This window comes from Verrucosispora sp. WMMA2044, from assembly GCF_027497155.1.
GTDB classification, from domain to species: Bacteria; Actinomycetota; Actinomycetes; order Mycobacteriales; family Micromonosporaceae; genus Micromonospora; species Micromonospora palythoicola.
In genome coordinates, this window is record NZ_CP114913.1 from 5,353,092 (window position 1) to 5,370,172 (window position 17,081).

Annotated in this window: 17 protein-coding genes; 8 read left to right on the forward strand and 9 right to left on the reverse strand. The window is 72.4% G+C overall.

Annotated features, from left to right (window positions below; translation table 11 throughout):
- The first annotated feature begins 3 nt into the window (after positions 1-3).
- The 4 genes from O3597_RS24385 to O3597_RS24400 all read left to right on the forward strand — a co-directional run bounded on the left by O3597_RS24385 (position 4) and on the right by O3597_RS24400 (position 6,702).
- Positions 4-1,476 carry a dihydrolipoamide acetyltransferase family protein gene (locus O3597_RS24385; RefSeq protein WP_281604627.1) on the forward strand — a complete coding sequence of 491 codons (1,473 nt, stop codon included), beginning with the start codon at positions 4-6 and terminating at the stop codon, positions 1,474-1,476.
- Between the two features lie 217 nt (positions 1,477-1,693).
- A complete protein-coding gene (locus O3597_RS24390) occupies positions 1,694-1,831 on the forward strand; it encodes a hypothetical protein (protein WP_165521953.1) in 138 nt (45 codons plus the stop codon).
- A 342-nt stretch (positions 1,832-2,173) separates the two neighbouring features.
- On the forward strand, positions 2,174-4,654 hold the full coding sequence (locus O3597_RS24395) for a hypothetical protein (protein WP_281602494.1): 2,481 nt from the start codon (positions 2,174-2,176) through the stop codon (positions 4,652-4,654).
- A 212-nt stretch (positions 4,655-4,866) separates the two neighbouring features.
- Positions 4,867-6,702 (forward strand): NHL domain-containing thioredoxin family protein, encoded by a 1,836-nt coding sequence (locus O3597_RS24400; protein ID WP_164448691.1) that lies wholly within the window; start codon positions 4,867-4,869, stop codon positions 6,700-6,702.
- A gap of 29 nt (positions 6,703-6,731) precedes the next feature.
- Here O3597_RS24400 and O3597_RS24405 read toward each other — a convergent pair whose 3' ends face one another.
- From O3597_RS24405 to O3597_RS24415, 3 genes are read right to left on the reverse strand one after another with little or no spacing between them, the layout of a single operon-like run.
- Entirely contained in the window at positions 6,732-7,481 is a 750-nt protein-coding gene (locus tag O3597_RS24405; RefSeq protein WP_281602495.1) for a 5-oxoprolinase subunit PxpA, read from the reverse strand.
- On the reverse strand, positions 7,465-8,322 hold the full coding sequence (locus tag O3597_RS24410; protein WP_281602496.1) for a biotin-dependent carboxyltransferase family protein: 858 nt from the start codon (positions 8,320-8,322) through the stop codon (positions 7,465-7,467). Before O3597_RS24410 ends, O3597_RS24405 begins: the two co-directional genes overlap by 17 nt.
- Positions 8,319-8,996 (reverse strand): allophanate hydrolase subunit 1, encoded by a 678-nt coding sequence (locus tag O3597_RS24415; protein ID WP_281602497.1) that lies wholly within the window; start codon positions 8,994-8,996, stop codon positions 8,319-8,321. Before O3597_RS24415 ends, O3597_RS24410 begins: the two co-directional genes overlap by 4 nt.
- 106 nt (positions 8,997-9,102) lie before the next feature.
- On the opposite strand from O3597_RS24415, the gene O3597_RS24420 reads away from it, so the two are divergent.
- Complete coding sequence (locus tag O3597_RS24420) at positions 9,103-9,780, forward strand: hemolysin III family protein (RefSeq protein WP_164448695.1); 678 nt, start codon at positions 9,103-9,105, stop codon at positions 9,778-9,780.
- A gap of 73 nt (positions 9,781-9,853) precedes the next feature.
- Here the strand turns inward: O3597_RS24420 and O3597_RS24425 are convergent, their stop codons facing one another.
- The gene (locus O3597_RS24425) at positions 9,854-10,138 is read right to left on the reverse strand and encodes a DUF6458 family protein (protein WP_164448696.1); all 285 of its coding nucleotides are present in this window, start codon (positions 10,136-10,138) and stop codon (positions 9,854-9,856) included.
- 117 nt (positions 10,139-10,255) lie between these two features.
- On the opposite strand from O3597_RS24425, the gene O3597_RS24430 reads away from it, so the two are divergent.
- Positions 10,256-10,795, forward strand: coding sequence for a histidine phosphatase family protein (locus O3597_RS24430; protein ID WP_164448697.1), 540 nt, complete (start codon positions 10,256-10,258; stop codon positions 10,793-10,795).
- Positions 10,796-10,823: 28 nt separating this feature from the next.
- Here O3597_RS24430 and O3597_RS24435 read toward each other — a convergent pair whose 3' ends face one another.
- From O3597_RS24435 to O3597_RS24450, 4 genes are all read right to left on the reverse strand, one after another.
- Complete coding sequence (locus O3597_RS24435) at positions 10,824-11,093, reverse strand: DUF6458 family protein (RefSeq protein ID WP_043961115.1); 270 nt, start codon at positions 11,091-11,093, stop codon at positions 10,824-10,826.
- A gap of 199 nt (positions 11,094-11,292) precedes the next feature.
- Complete coding sequence (locus O3597_RS24440) at positions 11,293-13,149, reverse strand: acyl-CoA dehydrogenase (RefSeq protein ID WP_281602498.1); 1,857 nt, start codon at positions 13,147-13,149, stop codon at positions 11,293-11,295.
- Between the two features lie 145 nt (positions 13,150-13,294).
- Entirely contained in the window at positions 13,295-14,422 is a 1,128-nt protein-coding gene (locus O3597_RS24445) for a PP2C family protein-serine/threonine phosphatase (protein ID WP_164448699.1), read from the reverse strand.
- Between the two features lie 100 nt (positions 14,423-14,522).
- Complete coding sequence (locus O3597_RS24450; protein WP_281602499.1) at positions 14,523-15,152, reverse strand: septal ring lytic transglycosylase RlpA family protein; 630 nt, start codon at positions 15,150-15,152, stop codon at positions 14,523-14,525.
- 179 nt (positions 15,153-15,331) lie between these two features.
- Here O3597_RS24450 and O3597_RS24455 point away from each other — a divergent pair, with 179 nt between their 5' ends.
- On the forward strand, positions 15,332-15,883 hold the full coding sequence (locus tag O3597_RS24455; protein ID WP_281602500.1) for a phosphoribosyltransferase family protein: 552 nt from the start codon (positions 15,332-15,334) through the stop codon (positions 15,881-15,883).
- Positions 15,884-15,983: 100 nt separating this feature from the next.
- On the opposite strand, the gene O3597_RS24460 is transcribed toward O3597_RS24455, so the two are convergent.
- Positions 15,984-16,499: an alpha/beta hydrolase gene (locus O3597_RS24460; RefSeq protein ID WP_164448702.1), complete on the reverse strand. Its 516-nt coding sequence runs from the start codon at positions 16,497-16,499 to the stop codon at positions 15,984-15,986.
- A 117-nt stretch (positions 16,500-16,616) separates the two neighbouring features.
- Here O3597_RS24460 and O3597_RS24465 point away from each other — a divergent pair, with 117 nt between their 5' ends.
- Positions 16,617-17,048, forward strand: a complete 432-nt coding sequence (locus O3597_RS24465; protein WP_281602501.1) for an ASCH domain-containing protein — start codon at positions 16,617-16,619, stop codon at positions 17,046-17,048.
- Positions 17,049-17,081: the final 33 nt, after the last annotated feature.

Sequence of the window (17,081 nt, forward strand, 5' to 3'; positions counted from 1 at the left end):
GGCATGTCGCGGATCAAGGAATTCAACCTGCCCGACCTGGGCGAGGGTCTGACCGAGGGCGAGATCCTCGCCTGGCTGGTCAAGGTGGGCGACACGATCGAGCTGAACCAGCCGATCGTCGAGGTGGAGACGGCGAAGGCGGCCGTGGAGATCCCGGCGAAGTGGGCCGGCCAGGTCCAGGCGATCTTCCACCCGGAGGGCTCGACCGTCGAGGTCGGCACCCCGATCATCGCGATCGACACCGAACCGGGCGCCGGCCCGGTCGAGCAGTCCACCACCGGTGCGCCAGCCACTGACCTGCCCACCCCGTCGGCGGCGTCGTTGGCCGCCGTCGAGGTCGCGCCGACCGAGGGTGCGGTCGAGCCGGGCCTGATCGGTGGTCCCGCCCCGGGTGGCCGTACCGCCGTTCTCGTCGGGTACGGCCCGCGTACCACGGCGGCGAAGCGTCGCCCCCGCAAGGGCGCGGCTCCGGCCGCTTCCGCACCGGCGGCGGTACCGGCCGCACCGGTCCAGCACAGCCCGGTGCCGGTCGTCCCGGCACCGGTGCAGCCCCCGCCTCCGGCGGTCAACGGCAACGGCCGGAGCAGCGGACCGGTGCTGGCCAAGCCGCCGGTGCGCAAGCTCGCCAAGGACCTTGGGGTCGACCTGAGCACGCTCACCGGGTCCGGCCCGTCGGGCTCGATCACCCGGGAGGACGTACAACGGGCGGCGGCCCCGGCGGCGACCGAGCCGCTGACGGTCACCAGCCCGGTCAGCTCGGCCGCGAGTTTCGGCGCGGATCGCGAGCAGCGCATCCCGGTCAAGGGCGTACGGAAGCTCACCGCCGAGAACATGTCCCGCTCGGCCTTCACCGCCCCGCACGTCACCGAGTTCCTGACCGTGGACGTGACCCGCGCCATGAAGGCGCTGGACCGGCTGCGCGGGCGGCGGGAGTGGCGTGACGTACGGGTCTCGCCGCTGCTGCTGGTCGCCAAGGCGGTGCTGCTGGCGGTCCGGCGGCACCCGATGGTCAACTCCAGTTGGGCCGGCGACGAGATCGTCGTCAAGGAGTACGTGAACCTCGGCATCGCGGCGGCCACCGAACGCGGCCTGATCGTGCCGAACATCAAGGACGCTGGCCGGTTGACCCTGCGTGAGCTGGCCGACGCGATGACCGACCTGGTGCAGACCGCCAAGGCCGGCAGGACCTCGCCGGCCGACATGTCCGGCGGCACTCTGACCATCACCAACGTCGGGGTGTTCGGGGTGGACACCGGAACGCCGATCCTGCCCCCGGGTGAGTCGGCGATCCTGGCGTTCGGTGCGGTACGCGAGCAGCCCTGGGTCCACAAGGGCAAGGTCAAGCCGCGCCTGGTCACCACGCTCGGCCTCTCCTTCGACCACCGGATCATCGACGGTGAGCTGGGGTCGAAGTTCCTCCGTGACGTGGGCGACTTCCTCGCCGATCCGGAGGCGGCGCTGCTCGCCTGGACCTGACGCGTCCGTACGGCTACGGCCGGTGTGCCACGGGTTGCCGCCCGGCGCACCGGCCGTTTCCGTTGGGCGAAGAAAAGGTTGCCGACACGGGTTGCCGACCTAAGATTCGTAGGCTGGTGGCTCAGCTCACCTAATAATCGCTGGAAAATCCGGCCCCACTGCGCTTCAATTGAGGAGACGACGGGACGACAACCGAATAGCCAGGAGGAGAGACACCATGAGCATGATCGAGCGAATCCGCAACCGCCGCGACGCCAACCGCCGCGCCCGTGCCATCGAGCGGGCCCTGCGCTCCGCCAGTTCGCCCGCGGTCCGCGACGAGATCCTCGCCATCGCCCAGCGTCACATGCACTGACGCCACACGACGTTATCCGCCTCCTCCAGATCGACGACCCGCCCGGGCACACCGGGCGGGTCGTCGGCGTTACGACCGGCCGCTGACACCGGGATACCGCCCCGACGCAGCGCCCGGTACGGTGGGGCTCGGTCGTCGTCCGCGCTCGGGGCAGGCCGAGGCGATAGAAGCACCTCGACACCGCCCGGCGACGGACAGTGACGATCGAAGCTCCCCGGAAGCCCACCAGCGGCTACCGGGATACGGTGCGGGGAGCCGGCATCGCCGGTACGCCGGCACCGCCGGCTGCCCTGCCGAGACCATCGGCGACGGCGGCCGACATGTGATGGAGGAGGCGCACGCATGACGTCCGAGGGCCCGCACCGCCCCGGCCAGGAGCCGGACGAGGCGCCGCCGGGCGGCGGCGGACCGGCGCCGTACGGCGACCGTCCGACTCAGCAGGACAACGGGTACGGCGCATCCGCCCCCGACCTCGGTTGGGCTCCGCCACCACCCGCCCGCCCGGACACGTCCGCACCAGCGTGGGCGAACCAGCAGGGCAACGCGTGGGGCAGCGCCCAGGCGACCCGTCAGGCGGAAGCCGTGCCCGGCAACTGGGACCAGCCCGCCGGCAGCCAGCAGCCCTGGGCACCCCCGGGAGACCAGCCGCAGCAGCCGACCCCGGGTTGGGCGCCGGCCGGTCCGCCCACATCGGAGGGGTCCGCCTGGGCGAACGGCGACCAGACCGCGCCCGCGTGGGCCACCGATCCCGCCACTGCGGACACCGCGCAGCCGGCAGAGTGGACGCCGAACCAGCCGGCCGCCGGCCAGCCCGACCGCGCCAACGGTCAACCACCGGCAGGCCAACCGGACTGGACCACCAGCCAGCCGGGCTGGGCCAGCGGTCAGGCCGGCGCGGGCCAGTCCAACTCGGCAGCGCCCAGCGGCTGGGGCGGTCAGCAGCCTGACTGGGCCGGCGTGCCCCGCAGCGACGATCAGACCCCCGGCTGGGCCTCGACCCCCGGTCAGCCCGAGCCGCCCCAGCCGGCCTGGGCGCAGAACGACCAGCCGACGCCCGCCCGCGAGCCGGCGGCCCGGGCCAGCGCTCAGGTGCCCGTCGCCGACGCGGGTCAGCAGCAGCGGCCCACCGACGGGTCGTCCCCCGCCGAGGCGTGGCCCGCCGAGCAGTCGGAGCAGCCCGGCTGGGCGGCCGGCCAGCGGCGGGAACCCGCTGGCGGATGGGCCAGCGACCAACCGGTGGAGGGCTGGCACGCGGGCGGTGACCGGCCGTCGCAGCCCGACTGGGCCACCCCCGCCCGGGAGGAGTCGCCCGGTTGGGCTGGCGGCAACCCGGCTGCCGGGCCGCCGCCGTCCTGGAGCCCGTCCGCCGAGCCGCTCCCGTCCCGTAACGCCGCCGACCGAAGCGCCATGCCCGACATCCAGCCGTGGGCGCCCGGAGAGGCGTGGGGTCAGCCGGCCGCGGAGCCCGGGGCACCCCGAACCAACACCGAGCCCGATCCGGGTCGGTCCGACGATCCGGTCTATCAGCCGGCACCCGCACCGGGCATCTCCCCGGCCAACATGGTGCCGTTGCCGCCGCAGGAGCAGCGAGTGCCGGGTGCCAGCCTGGCCGCCACGCCGCCCGCGGACTTCGCGCAGCCCTCGCCGTTCAACGACGACCCGGCCGGGTCGGCCGGTGGCCCGGCCTGGGGTCACCCCGAGCCCCGACACGACGAAGCGCAGTCCCCGGCGATCCCGGCGCCCCGTACCTCTCCCGAGGCCGAGGGCCGGCCCGCGTCGCCGGCCGGCGGTGCTGTCGCGGCAAGCGCCTCCGTGCCACTGTCCAGTCGGGTCATGCCCCCGGCCGACCACCCGGTTCGCCCGGCCGGTTCGCCCGCGCCACAACCACGGGTGTACGGCCGGCCGGCCCGCACCGAGCACACCGAGGAGCCGGCACCGGAGCACGACGAGCAGCCGCTGGTGCCCCGCTTCGACCAGGGTCCGGGTCGGTTCGACGTGGACCCGGGCGCGGCGCGCGGCGATCAGGGCCCGGAGCGGTACGAGCCGACCCCGGAGCCCCGCTTCGCCGACCGGGAGCCGCCGATGGGCGGGCCGAATGCCTTCGCCGGTCCGGCCGCTCCGGCGTCGCCGGCTGCCCCACCTCCCTTCCCGCCGGGCATTCCGTCCTTCGTCGACGCGCCGCCAGCCAACCGGCCGGTCAACGGCGTACGGCCGCACCCCGAGCCGGACCGCCCGGCCGACCCGTTCGGCGGCGCGCCGCGTGACCCGTTCGGTGCGCCGGGCAACGACCCGTTCGGCGGGCCGTCCGAACGCCCGGGTGGCACCCACGGCGCCCCCTTCCGGTCCGAGCCGGGCGGCGAGCACAATCCGGCGTACCCTCCGCCGCCGCAGTCCGCACCGCCGTGGAGCCCGGGTCCGGGCAGCGGATCGGGCGAGGCGGAGCAGGGCCGCTTCGACGCCTTCAAGCCGGTCGCCGAACCGGCTGCGGAAACCCCGGCACCGAAGGTACGCAACGGACGGGTACTCGCCGCGGTACTGGTCGCCGCCGTGCTCATCCTGGCCATTCCGCTCGGCCTGCTGATGCTGCTCGGCATGATCGGCGGGTCGGACGACGCGAACGCCTTCGACCCGCCGATCGGCTCGTGCGTCAAGCGTTCCGGCAGCACCGCGGTGGCCGCCGACTGCGCCGAACCGGAGGCGTTCAGCGTGGTGTCCAAGGTCGAGTCGAAGGACAAGTGCCCCGACCCGGCCATGCCGCATGTGGACCTCCGTGGCGCCACCGCCAACCCGGTTCTTTGCCTCAAGGAGGCGACCGGCGGCTGAGCCGGCCTACCCGACGGCGGGGTCACGGCTCGTCCGTGACCCCGCCGCCGCTGTTTCGGGGCTCGCCCTGCCCGCCGGCCAAGCTCCCAGTTCGCGGCACGTCGCGGCGTCCGGCCGGCGTGAGGGCCCGCGTTGCCGCAATCCGTGTCCGTCGCCGCGCCGGCCCACCCCTTCACGCTGGTGGGCGTCAGCCGGTAGGGCACGATGGGGTCATGAGTGCACGCGTGCGGGCTCCCGAACTGCGGGGTCGAGCCTGGTTGAACACCGGCGGGCGGCGGCTGACGCTCGCCGACCTCCGGGGCAAGATCGTCATAGCGGACTTCTGGACCTTCTGCTGCATCAACTGCCTGCACGTGCTCGACGAGCTGCGTCCCCTTGAGCAGAAGTACGCCGACGTCCTCGTGGTGATCGGTGTGCACTCGCCGAAGTTCGAGCACGAGAAGGACGCCGACGCGCTGGCCGCCGCCGTCGAGCGGTACGGCGTGCACCACCCCGTCCTCGACGACCCCGAACTCGACATGTGGCAGCAGTACGCGGCCCGCGCCTGGCCGACCCTTGCCGTGATCGACCCGGAGGGGTACGTGGTGGCCACCATGGCGGGCGAGGGCCACGCCGACGGGCTGGCCCGGCTGATCGACGACCTGATCGCCACCCACGAGGCCAAGGGCACGCTGCACCGGGGCGACGGCCCGTACGTCCCGGTCACCGAGCCGGAGACCACCCTCCGCTTTCCCGGCAAGGCGGTGGCCCTGCCCGACGGCGGCCTGCTGGTCTCCGACTCGGCGCGGCACCGCCTGGTCGAGCTGGCCGCCGACGCCGAGACCGTCGTCCGGACCATCGGCACCGGTGAGCGGGGCCGGACCGACGGTGGTGCCGGTGCCGCGACCTTCTCCGAGCCGCAGGGGTTGTGTCCCCTGCCGCCGCACGTGGCCGAGGTCGCCGGCTACGACCTGGTGGTCGCCGACACCGTCAACCACCTGCTGCGGGGCGTCCGGCTGGCCACCGGCGAGGTGCTCACCGTGGCCGGCACCGGGCGGCAGTGGCGGTCGACGGTCGACGACCACGCGCACGACGCCCGCTCGGTCGACCTCTCCTCTCCCTGGGATCTCGCCTGGTACGACGACAAGATCGTCATCGCCATGGCCGGCATCCACCAGCTCTGGTGGTTCGACCCGATCAAGCGCACCGCCGGCATGTACGCCGGCACGACGGTCGAGGCGCTGCGCGACGGGCCATTGGCCGAAGCGTGGCTGGCCCAACCGTCCGGGCTCGCCGTCTCCACCGACGGCAGCCGGCTGTGGGTCGCCGACAGCGAGACCAGCGCCATCCGCTACGTCGAGAACGGTGTCCTGGGCACCGCCGTGGGTCAGGGCCTGTTCGACTTCGGGCACGTGGACGGGCCGGCGGCGCAGGCCCTGCTCCAGCATCCGCTCGGCGTCTGCGCCCTGCCCGACGGCTCGGTCCTGATCGCCGACACCTACAACGGCGCGGTACGCCGGTACGACCCGGCCGATGACCGGGTCGCCACCGTCGCCGCCGGTCTGGCCGAGCCCAGCGACCTGGTACTCACCGCCGACGGCGCGGTGCTGGTGGTGGAGTCGGCGGCGCATCGGATCACCCGGCTGGCTCCCGGTGCGCTCTCGGCGGCCGGCGCGGAGACCGTCGACGGTCCCCGGCACCGTACCGAGCGCAGGCCGACGGAGTTGAGCGCGGGTGAGGTGGTGCTGGACGTCGTCTTCACCCCAGCCCCCGGGCAGAAGCTGGACGACACCTTCGGACCGTCCACCCGGCTCGTCGTCTCGGCGTCGCCGCCGGAGCTGCTGGTCGAGGGGGCGGGCACCGGCACGGAGCTGTCCCGACGGCTGGTGATCGACGGATCGGTGCCCGACGGGGTGCTTCAGGTCACCGCCCAGGCAGCCACCTGTGACGCCGATGTGGAGCACGCGGCCTGCCACCTCACCCGGCAGGACTGGGGCGTACCGGTGCGGGTGGTCGACGGCGGCGTCGGCCGGCTGCCGTTGGTCCTGCGCGGCATGGACGCCGGCTGACGCCCGACCACGGTGCTCCGCCTCGCGCCTCAGGCGAACGGGGCGGGGGTGACGCCCGCGTCGACGAGGGCGGCGCGGACGAGTTCCGCGGCGGCCACCGCGCCGGGGCTGTCGCCGTGCAGGCAGACCGACTCCACCACGCACGGGACCGTACCGCCGTCGACGGTGACCACGACCCGCTCGGTGGCCATCCGCACCGCCCGGCGGGCCACCTCCTGCGGGTCGGTGACCAACGCGTCCGGGGAGGTACGCGGTACCAGTCGACCGTTGGGCAGGTAGTTGCGGTCGGCGAAGCCCTCGGCCACCACCCGGATCCCGGCGCCCTGGGCGAGCTGGGCGAGGACCGAGCCGGGTGGGCAGAGGACGGGCAGCTCCGGGTCGTAATCCTCGATCGCGGCCAGCAGGGCCGCCGCCGGCAGTTCCTCGCTTGCGGCCGCGTGGTAGAGCGCCCCGTGCGGCTTGAGGTAGCGCACCCGGGTGCGGTACGCCCGGCAGAAGGCGTTGAGCGCCCCGAGTTGGTAGAGCGCCTCGTCACGCAGCTCGGCGAACTCGTACTCGATGTGTCGCCGGCCGAAGCCGGCGAGGTCCCGGTAGCCGACCTGGGCTCCGACGGCGACTCCCCGCTCGGCGGCGGCGGCGCAGACCCGGCGCATCGTGGCCGGGTCGCCGGCGTGGAAGCCGCAGGCGACGTTGGCCGAGGTGACCAGGTCCAGCAGGGCCTGGTCGTCGCCGAGACGCCAGATGCCGAAGCCCTCGCCGAGGTCAGCGTTGAGGTCCATGAAATCTCACCGTAGTGCCTGGGCGGGCCTGCGCGAGCGGGGTCACGTCCGCCACCACCGCGATGACCGGGTATCCGCCGGTGGTGGGATGGTCGGCGAGGAAGACGAGTGGTTGACCGTCCGCCGGCACCTGCATCGCGCCGAGCACGAGTCCTTCGCTCGGCAGCTCCCCGGCGACCGAGCGGGGTAGCGGCGCGCCGCTCAGGCGCGCGCCGACCCGGTTGCTCAACGGACTCACCTGGTACGCCGTGCCGAGCAGCCGGTCCAGTGCCGCCGGGGTGAACCAGTCGTGCCGGGGTCCGAGTCGTACGGTGAGCCGCAGCTCCGTCGGGTACGCCACCGGCACGGTGAGGTCGACGGGGGCGGGCGGGCCGGCGGGGGCACCCAGCGGCAGCTGGTCGCCGTCGCGTAGCGGGGCCGGCCCGAGCCCGGCGAGGGTGTCGGTGGAGCGGCTGCCGAGCACCGGTGCGACGGCGATGCCACCGGCCACCGCGAGCCAGCAGCGCAGGCCCCGTCGGGCGGGACCGATGCGCAGCACCGCTCCGCGCGGGACGGCCAGTGGGCGACCGGTGTCGCCGGGACGCTGGCCGACCCGCACGTCGGCGTCGGCACCGACCACGGCGACGGTGGTGGCCCGGGTGGGTCGCAGCTCGCAGCCGGTCAGGGTGATCTCCAGCCCGGCCGCCTGCTCCGGGTTGCCGACCAGGCGGTTGGCCAGGCGCAGCGCCGCCGGGTCGAGGGCACCGGAACGGGGTACGCCGAGGTGTGCCCAGCCCGGCCGGCCGAGATCCTGCACGGTGGTCAACGCCCCGGCCCGGAGCACTTCGAGGCGGCCGCTCACCGGTCCACCAGCCGGACCCGGGTGCCGGGACTGAGCAGGGCCGGCGGGTCCGCCGTCACGTCGAAGAGGGTCACCTCGGTGCGTCCGACCAGCAGCCAACCGCCGGGGGACGCGGTGGGGTAGATGCCCGCGTACGGGCCGGCAAGCGCGACCGAGCCGGCCGGCACCCGTGGCCGGGGTGTCGGCAGTCGGGGCACCGCCAGTTCGGCGGGCAGCCCGGTGAGGTACCCGAAGCCGGGTGCGAAGCCGCAGAAGGCGACCTGGAACTCGGTGACCCGCAGGCGACGTGCGACCCCGGGTGCGTCCGTGCGCCAGTGATCGGCCACCCGGGCCAGGTCTTCCCCGTCGAAGGTCACGGGCACCTCGACGAGACGGGCGGGTGCGCCGGCGGTTGGCACGCTCGCGGCCCTTTCGGCAGGTGGCGCGGTGGTGGTCCAGGTGGCGATCCGGGCCGCGGTGGCCGGTGGGTCGGGTACGCCGTCGAGCAGCACGGTGGCGGCGGCCGGCACGATCTCGACGGCGACCAGTTCGCCGAGTTCCCGGCGGCGCCACAGCTCGGCCCGCCACGCCTCGACGGCGGCGGCCACGTCGGTTACCGGTCCGGCGGCGCCAGCGTCCTCCGGCCGGGCGAGGTCGAGCAGGAGTGCCTGGGTGCCGACCGTTCTGATCCGCATCCCGCCATCCTCCCGGACGAGCGGAAACGTCCGCGTCGGCCACTTGTCGGACGGCGTGACCAGTTGCACTACCCGAAAGTAACCTACGCTGCCGTAACCTATGGGCGTGACCACCTCCGCACGCCCCCGGCTCAAGCCGGTCGACATCGGGAAACCCCGGATGCGCGGCTGGCTGCACACGTACGCCTTCTTTGTCGCCCTGGTCTGCGGCATCGTGCTCTGTTCGATCGCCGCCACCCGCCCGGGCTGGACCCCCCTGATCAGTTCCGCCGTCTACAGCTTCACCGTCTGCGGTCTCTTCGGCACCAGCGCGTTGTACCACCGTCGGGTGTGGTCGACCCGCGGATACGCGGTCATGCGCCGGATGGACCACTCGATGATCTTCCTGTTCATCGCCGGCACGTACACACCGTTCTGCCTGCTGCTGCTGGAGACCCGGTCCGCCGTCATGATGCTGTCGATCGTCTGGGGCGGCGCCCTGGGCGGCGTGGCGCTCAAGCTGATCTGGCCGCACGCCAACCGGTGGATCTCCGCGCCGCTGTACGTCGCCCTCGGCTGGGTCTCGGTGGCGATGCTGCCCGACATCCTGCACCAGGGCGGCGTCACCGCCCTGGTGCTGCTCGCGGTGGGCGGCGCGATCTACACCGTGGGGGCGGTCTTCTACGCGCTGCGCCGCCCCAATCCGTGGCCCACCGTCTTCGGCCACCACGAGTTCTTCCATGCCTGCACCCTGGTCGCCGCCATCTGCCACCACATCGCCATCTACTTCGCACTGTTCGCCTGAAGCCGGCGTACGACGACAGCGGGGGTGGTGAGCCTCGTCGCTCACCACCCCCACTGGGTCCGTCGGGTGCGGGTCAGATCGTGGGACCGGGCCGGCGCACCTCGCGGTACTCCTGGACCACCCGGTCGTCCCGGACCGGCACGGCACGCTCGGCCACCACCCGTTCCTCGCGCACCGGCGCAACGACCGCACGGCGACGCGAGTTCCAGAAGTAGAGGGTCACGATCAGCCCGGCGACACCCGCGAGCATCAGCACCCAGCCGACGACGCTCAGGTTGAGCCAGCCCAGGTCCGCCTCCACGGCGAACGCGAAGATCGCACCCAGCGCGATCAGGAAGATACTGCCACCGATGCCCATCTCGTCGTCTCCTTGGCTATCGAAGCTGGCATTCCACTCCGCCGCGGCCACGGATGAGGTTGCGGCACCGACCGACTTACCCCGGCACGGAGATCGCCAATCGGGCAAGCTGGAGACATGACGGACAGCCCGCCACACGAGCGGACACTGGTGCTGCTGCGGCACGCCAAGGCCGAACCGCCCACCACGGACCGTCCCGACGTCGAACGTCCGTTGGCCGCTCGCGGCCGGGCGGACGCCACGGCGGCCGGGGCGTGGCTGGCCCGGCAGGGGCTGCTGCCGGACGTGGTGCTCTGCTCGGCGGCCGTACGAACCAGACAGACATGGCACGACGTCCAGTCGGGCATCACCGGCGCATCACCGGAGAGCGGGCCGGCCGGCCCGGCTCCGGCGATCCGCTACGAGCCGGACGCCTACGAGGCGCACCCGGAGGATCTGCTGCACCTGCTCCGACAGGTGGCACCTACCGCGACGACGGTCCTGCTGATCGCCCACAACCCGGGTGTCTCACTGTTGTCCGAACTGCTCGATCCGGTCCGGGCGGATCCGGAGGGGTTGCGTACCGGTGGCCTCGTGGTGCACCGCACGGCCGCGCCCTGGGCGGAACTGAGCCGCGGCACGGCCCGGATCGAGACACGACACACCGCACGCGGCTAGCAGGGCCACGTGCGGTGTATGTGGTCGCTCAGCTCGGTGGCGCGGTCGGTGGTGGTGGATCGGGCGGTGGCGGCATCATCGCGGTCGGATGCGAGAGCCGGTTCTCCTCCACGATCAGGGTTCGGGCCCGCTTGCGCCGGTCCTGCCAGAACCAGAGCGTGGTGAGCAGCACGGCCAGCCCGGCCAGGATGAAGACCCAGCCGACCGCCCGCAGGTCGACCCACCAGACGTTGGCCCGGATGGCGAAGGTCAGGATCGCGCCGATCGCGATCAGGAAGATCCCACTACCAATGCCCATGTGCGCGGCACTCCCCCGTGCGGTTGCTCTGGGCGTACTCGGACTGGCCCGCCACGCATACCCACCCACCCCCCAGTTACCCCCACCCAACCCCCACCGACCACCCGTTGATCATGAGGTTAGCGGCAGTTCTGGAGATCAACTTCGCCGCTAACCTCATGATCAATAAGACGGGGAGTGGAGTGGGGTGGGGTGGGTGTTAGAAGGCTTCCTCGGGGAGGTCCATGATGTCTAGGTCGGTGGATTCGATGATGCGGCGGTCGGCGCCGATGCGGGGCAGCACCTCGCGGGCGAAGAATCGGGCGGCGGCCACCTTTCCGGTGTAGAACGCCTTGTCCGCCGCGGTCACCTCACCGGTGAGGGCCTTCAGCGCCACGTCGGCCTGCTTCTGCAGCAGCCAGCCGACGACCAGGTCACCGAGGGCCAGCAGGAAGCGGCGGCTGCCGAGCCCGACCTTGTACAGCGCCCGGGTGTCCCCGCTCTGCGCCTCACCCAACCAGCCGGTCATCACGCCGAGGATGTTCTGGATCTCGGCGAGTGCCTTGCCGAGCGCCTGACGCTCCTCCTTGAGCTGGCCGTTGCCCGCCTCGGTGGCGATGAACTCCTGGATCTCGCCGGCCACGGCCATCAGCGCCCTGCCGTTGTCCCGGACGATCTTCCGGAAGATCAGGTCGAGGCTCTGGATCGCCGTGGTGCCCTCGTACAGGGTGTCGATCTTGGCGTCCCGGACGTACTGCTCCAGCGGGTAGTCCTGGAGGAAGCCGGAGCCGCCGAAGGTCTGCAGTGACTCGTGCCCGAGCAGCTCGTACGCCCGCTCCGAGCCGACGCCCTTGACCAGCGGGAGGAGCAGGTCGTTGACCCGCTTGGCCAGCTTGATGGCCTTCTCGTCACCGGCCGCCTCCGCCATGGCGACCTTGTCCTGCCAGGTGGCGGTGTAGAGGACCAACGCCCGCAGGCCCTCGGCGTACGACTTCTGCAGCAGCAGCGAGCGACGCACGTCGGGGTGCGCGGTGATGGTCACCCGCTCGGCGGTCTTGTCCGCCATCTGGGTCAGGTCGGCGCCCTGCACCCGGTTCTTGGCGTACTCCAGGGCGTTGAGGTATCCGGTGGACAGGGTGGCGATGGCCTTCGTGCCGACCATCATCCGGGCGTACTCGATGATCATGAACATCTGCCGGATGCCGTCGTGCTTCTCGCCCAGCAGCCAGCCCTTGGCCGGTACGCCGTGCTCGCCGAAGGTGATCTCGCAGGTGTTGGAGACCTTCAGGCCCATCTTGTGCTCGACGTTGGTGGCGAAGACGCCGTTGCGCTCGCCCAGCTCGCCGGTGTTCTCGTCGAAGTGGTACTTCGGCACGACGAACAGCGACAGGCCCTTGGTACCCGGGCCACCCACACCGTCCACCCCGACCGGGCGGGCCAGTACGTAGTGGACGATGTTGTCGCTCAGGTCGTGCTCGCCCGAGGTGATGAAGCGCTTGACGCCCTCGATGTGCCATGAGCCGTCCGGCTGCGGAATCGCCCGCGCCCGGCCGGCACCCACGTCCGAGCCGGCGTCCGGCTCCGTGAGCACCATCGTGGAGCCCCACTGCCGGTCGATGAAGAGCTTGGCCCACTTCTTCTGCTGCTCGGTGCCCTCGACGTGCAGCACGTGCGCGAAGGACGGGCCGGAGGCGTACATCCAGACCGGCGCGTTCGAGCCGAGCACCAGCTCGGCGAGCGCCCACCACAGCGCCCGGGGGGCGTTGGTGCCGTCCAGCTCCGAGGGCAGGTCCAGGCGCCAGAACTCGGACTCCATGAAGGCCCGGTACGACTTCTTGAACGACTCCGGCAGCGGTGCGGTGTGCGTGGCCGGGTCGAAGACCGGCGGGTTGCGATCGCTGTCCTGGTAACTGGCGGCCAGGTCCTGTCGAGCCAGCCGGTCGACCTCGGCGAGGAAGCTCCGCGCGGTGTCGACGTCGAGGTCGGAGTACGGCTCCTGGCCGAACGCCCGGTCCGCCCCGAACACCTCGAACAGGTTGAATTCGAGGTCCCGAAGGTTGCTCTTGTAGTGGGTCATCTCGCTGGCCCCGCTTCCGGACAGGTGTTACCGATCAGTAACCCTGACTCTATTACTCGCGGGTAGGCAGCGACAAGCCGGTTCCGCCAGTGACAGGCATTACACACCTGCCGTTCGGGTCCGCCGGCCCCCTCCCCTCGATTTCTCACCCTTCGGCGGCGCCGACCTCCCAGCTCGGCACCGCCGCCGTCGTCTTGCCAGGTGAGCCGGTGTACTCCATGAGGACCAGCGCGATGTCGTCGTCGAGCCGGCCGTGCACCCACTCGACGAGGGCGGTCTCCAGCGAGGCGAGGCCGTCGCCGACCGTACCGTGGCCGAGCAGCCGCCAGGCCCGGTCCGCGGTGGGGAAGAATTCGCCGTCCCGCCGGGCCTCGCCCAGCCCGTCGGTGAACAGCAACAACCGGTCACCCGGCTCCAGCCGTTCGACCCTCGGCCGGACCGTGGGCATGAACCCCAGCGGAGGCGCCGGCGCCGGTGGCTCAAGAGAGATCACCGCGCCCCGGCGCAGCAGCAGCGGTGCGGGGTGCCCGCAGTTGACGATGGTGAGCGTGCCGCCGCGCTCCTCGACCAGGGCGGCGGTGACGAAGTCCTCGTCGCCGACGTTGCGCGCCACCGCCCGGTCGAGATCCGCCACCACGGCCCGCAGGTCGGCCCGCTCGTACGCCACGTGCCGGTACGAGCCCAGGACGATGCTCGCCAGCCGGACCGCCTCCAGGCCCTTGCCGCGCACGTCCCCGATGATCATCCGAACGCCGTACGGGGTCTCGATCGCCTCGTAGAGGTCGCCGCCGATCTCGGCCGTGGCGGTTGACGAGATGTACCGGCCAGCCACGGAAAGAGCGCCCACCCGAGGACCGAGCGGACGCAGCACCGCCTGCTGGGCGACCATGGCCAGCTTCGACAGCTCGGCGATCTGCTCCGCCTGCCGCTGCCGTACCGCCGCCACCGCCCCCGCGATGCCTGTGCCCAGCGCGATGCCGGCCACCGCGACCGCGGTGGAGAGCGAGACCGTCCGCTCGGCCAGGGCGAAGGTCGCCCCCAGCACGGAGGCGGCCGCACCAACGCCCAGCACGATCCGCCACGAGGCGAGCGCGGCGGCCAGGAACGGCGCGGCGACCATCAGCGCGATGTAGTTCGCCGTACGGCCGTCCGCCAACTCGACCGCCGAGACGATTGCGAGCAGGACGAGGGCCGCGCCGAGGCCGGCGCGGGATCCGGGGCTCAGCGGGCCGCGGCCCGGCTGGAGGAGTTGCGTGCGTACATCCGACAGCATGCCCGATGTAGGTGAGCGAAAGAATGAGCCAGGCCCCTCGGACCAGACGGATCTTGTCGCGAGGAGCCGGAGCCGGAGCCGATCCCGACGCTGCACCGGCTCAGCCGAGCACCTCGTAGCGGACCTCGATGTGACCGAGGTCGAGCGACGCGATCTCGGCGAACGCGGCCCGCGCCAGGTCCAGGCAGCGCCCTTCGATGAACGGACCACGGTCGTTGATCCGAACGGTGACCGACTCGCCGTTGGCCGGGTTCGTCACCCGCACCTTCGTGCCGAACGGCAGGGTCTTGTGGGCGGCCGTCAGGCCTTCCGGATCGAACGTCTCGCCGTTGGCGGTCAGCTGACCCTGCCAGTAGAAGGACGCACCGCAGGAGCCGGTGTCGACCACCGGGCGGGACGTCGTCTTCTTGGCCGTCGGCTTCGGCTTCGGGCTGGCCGTACGCTGCTTGCTGCGGGACGGTGCCTGCGCGGTGCGGCTCGGCTTCGGGCGGGCCGTCGGGCTCGGCGAGGCGCTGACGCCGGGGGTCGGCGACGCGCTCGGCGAAGCGGGGACACTCGTCGCGGTGGTGGGCGACAGGTCGATCGCGGCCGGTCGCACCGGCTCCGACTCGGCGGTCAGCCGAACGGCACCTACGGTGCCGCCGACGGCGAGCGCGACCGCCACCACGGCGCTGGCCGTGAGCCCGGCCGGCGAGGTGAACCTGCGGGTACGGGAGTGCCTACCAGCCACCAGCCCGGTCCTTTCTCAGCGGGTCAAACCGGGTCGGACCATAACGAGAGAAGCACTTCCGAAGTCAACGTGATCATGGCGCTATGCCCGCAATTGTGGCTATACGTGCAGCCGATCATCCGATCCGGCGTGGGCCGGGCGGGCGGGTGTCCGGCAGGTGCCTGGCGCAGGATGGTGTCATGCCCGCTGAGCTGAGAAGACGTCTCGTCGAGCTGTTCGAGTGGGTCGATCCCGGACCGGGGGCGAGTCACCTGGTCAGCGACACCTCCGGGTGGTGGCGGGATCCGGGGACGCTCGCCGCGCTGGGACCGGCGTTGGTGGCGCCGTTCCGGGCCACTCGACCCACGGTGGTCGTGTCCCCGGCGGTCACCGGGTTCCTGCTCGGGCCGTTGGCCGCCACCGCTCTCGGCGTGGGGTTCGTGGCAGCACACAAGCCCGGTGACGGACGGTTGCCCACCGGCTCGCTGACCTGGGCGCAGAGTCCCCCCGACTTTCGCGGTCGCCGGGTGGACCTCGCGGTGCGAGACCGGCACCTGGGTCCCGGAGACCGGGTACTGGTGGTCGACGACTGGGTGGACACCGCCGCCCAGGTACGCGCCGTCTACGACATCTGCGCGGCCCGCGGTGCCGACCCGGTGGGCACCGCCGCCGTGGTCGCCACCTGTCCGCCGGCAGTAGCAGCCGACCTACGACTGACCGCCCTCCTAACCACCCCCGACCTCCCCACCTGAACCCCCGGCCGATCCGGCTGATCATGAAGTTGTTGCCCCTCGCTTCGGCGTGGCGTGACTACAACTTCATGATCAACGGGGTGAGGGATCGAGGTGGGGGTCAGCGGACGAAGTCCTCGACCACGCTGCAGACCTGGCCGAGCGCCTCGGCGGAGCGGGCCAGCGGCCCGGGCACCATCAGCGCGTGGTCGGCGCCGGGGATCTCCAACACGTGCGGGGTGAGCCGCCGGGCGACCCCGCCGTCCCAGGACGAGTCGGCGGTGCCGCCGACCAGGATGAACGGGGCGGTGGCCCGGCGCAGCGCGTCGACCAGGTCACCCCGGTGCAGCAACGGGGTGAGCCAGACGGCGGGCAGCCCCCGCCCTGCCGCGAGGGGCGCGGCGAGGGTGCCGAGCGACTTGCCGACCAGCAGGTCCGTCCGCTCGGTCAGGGTCGGGGAGACCTGATCACACACCCACCTGCCGATGGTGTCGATGTCGAAGTGCTCCGGCACCTGCCAGGAGATCCCGTGCAGCCCGAAACCGACCCGGCGCAGCGCCTCGCCCAGGTAGAGGAAGAGGGGGTACCGGGTGTCGTACCCGCGTCCCGGGATGAGCACCGCGCGTCGGTCCGCCATGGACATCTCCTTGTCGTCGGCCATCGACCGTACCCCCAATCGCACCCCCGCGGGCCGGCTCGGCGCACCGGGAACGTCGGCGATGTCGCGCCGGGACCGGGCGGTAGCCTCGACAGGATGTGGCCACGGATCGGCGGTCTCCGCGCACTAGCCCTCGGCACCCCCGGTGACCTGCGGTCGCGCCTCAACAGCCTGGTGCTGGGTGGCGTCAAGACCGCCACCGCCGGCCTGCTCGACGAGTACGCCGAGGAGGACGAGGAACTTGAGCACGTCGGCGAGCGGCTGGTCCTCGTGGACGACGCCGACTCGCTGGTGGCCGTCGTCGAGGTGACCGGCGTCGAGGTGACCCGGTTCGCCGAGGTGCCGTGGGACTTCGCCCGCGCCGAGGGCGAGGGCGACCGCTCGATCGAGGAGTGGCGGGCCGGACACGCCGCCTACTGGGCTCGCGTCGGCACCCCGGTCACCGACGACAGCGAGATCGTCTGCGTACGCTTCCGCCTGGTGTCCGCCGGAGCCGGCGGCATCGCCACCGGCGACCTCGGCACCTGAGCCATCCGGCTCGCAGTCCCGCGCCGCTGCACC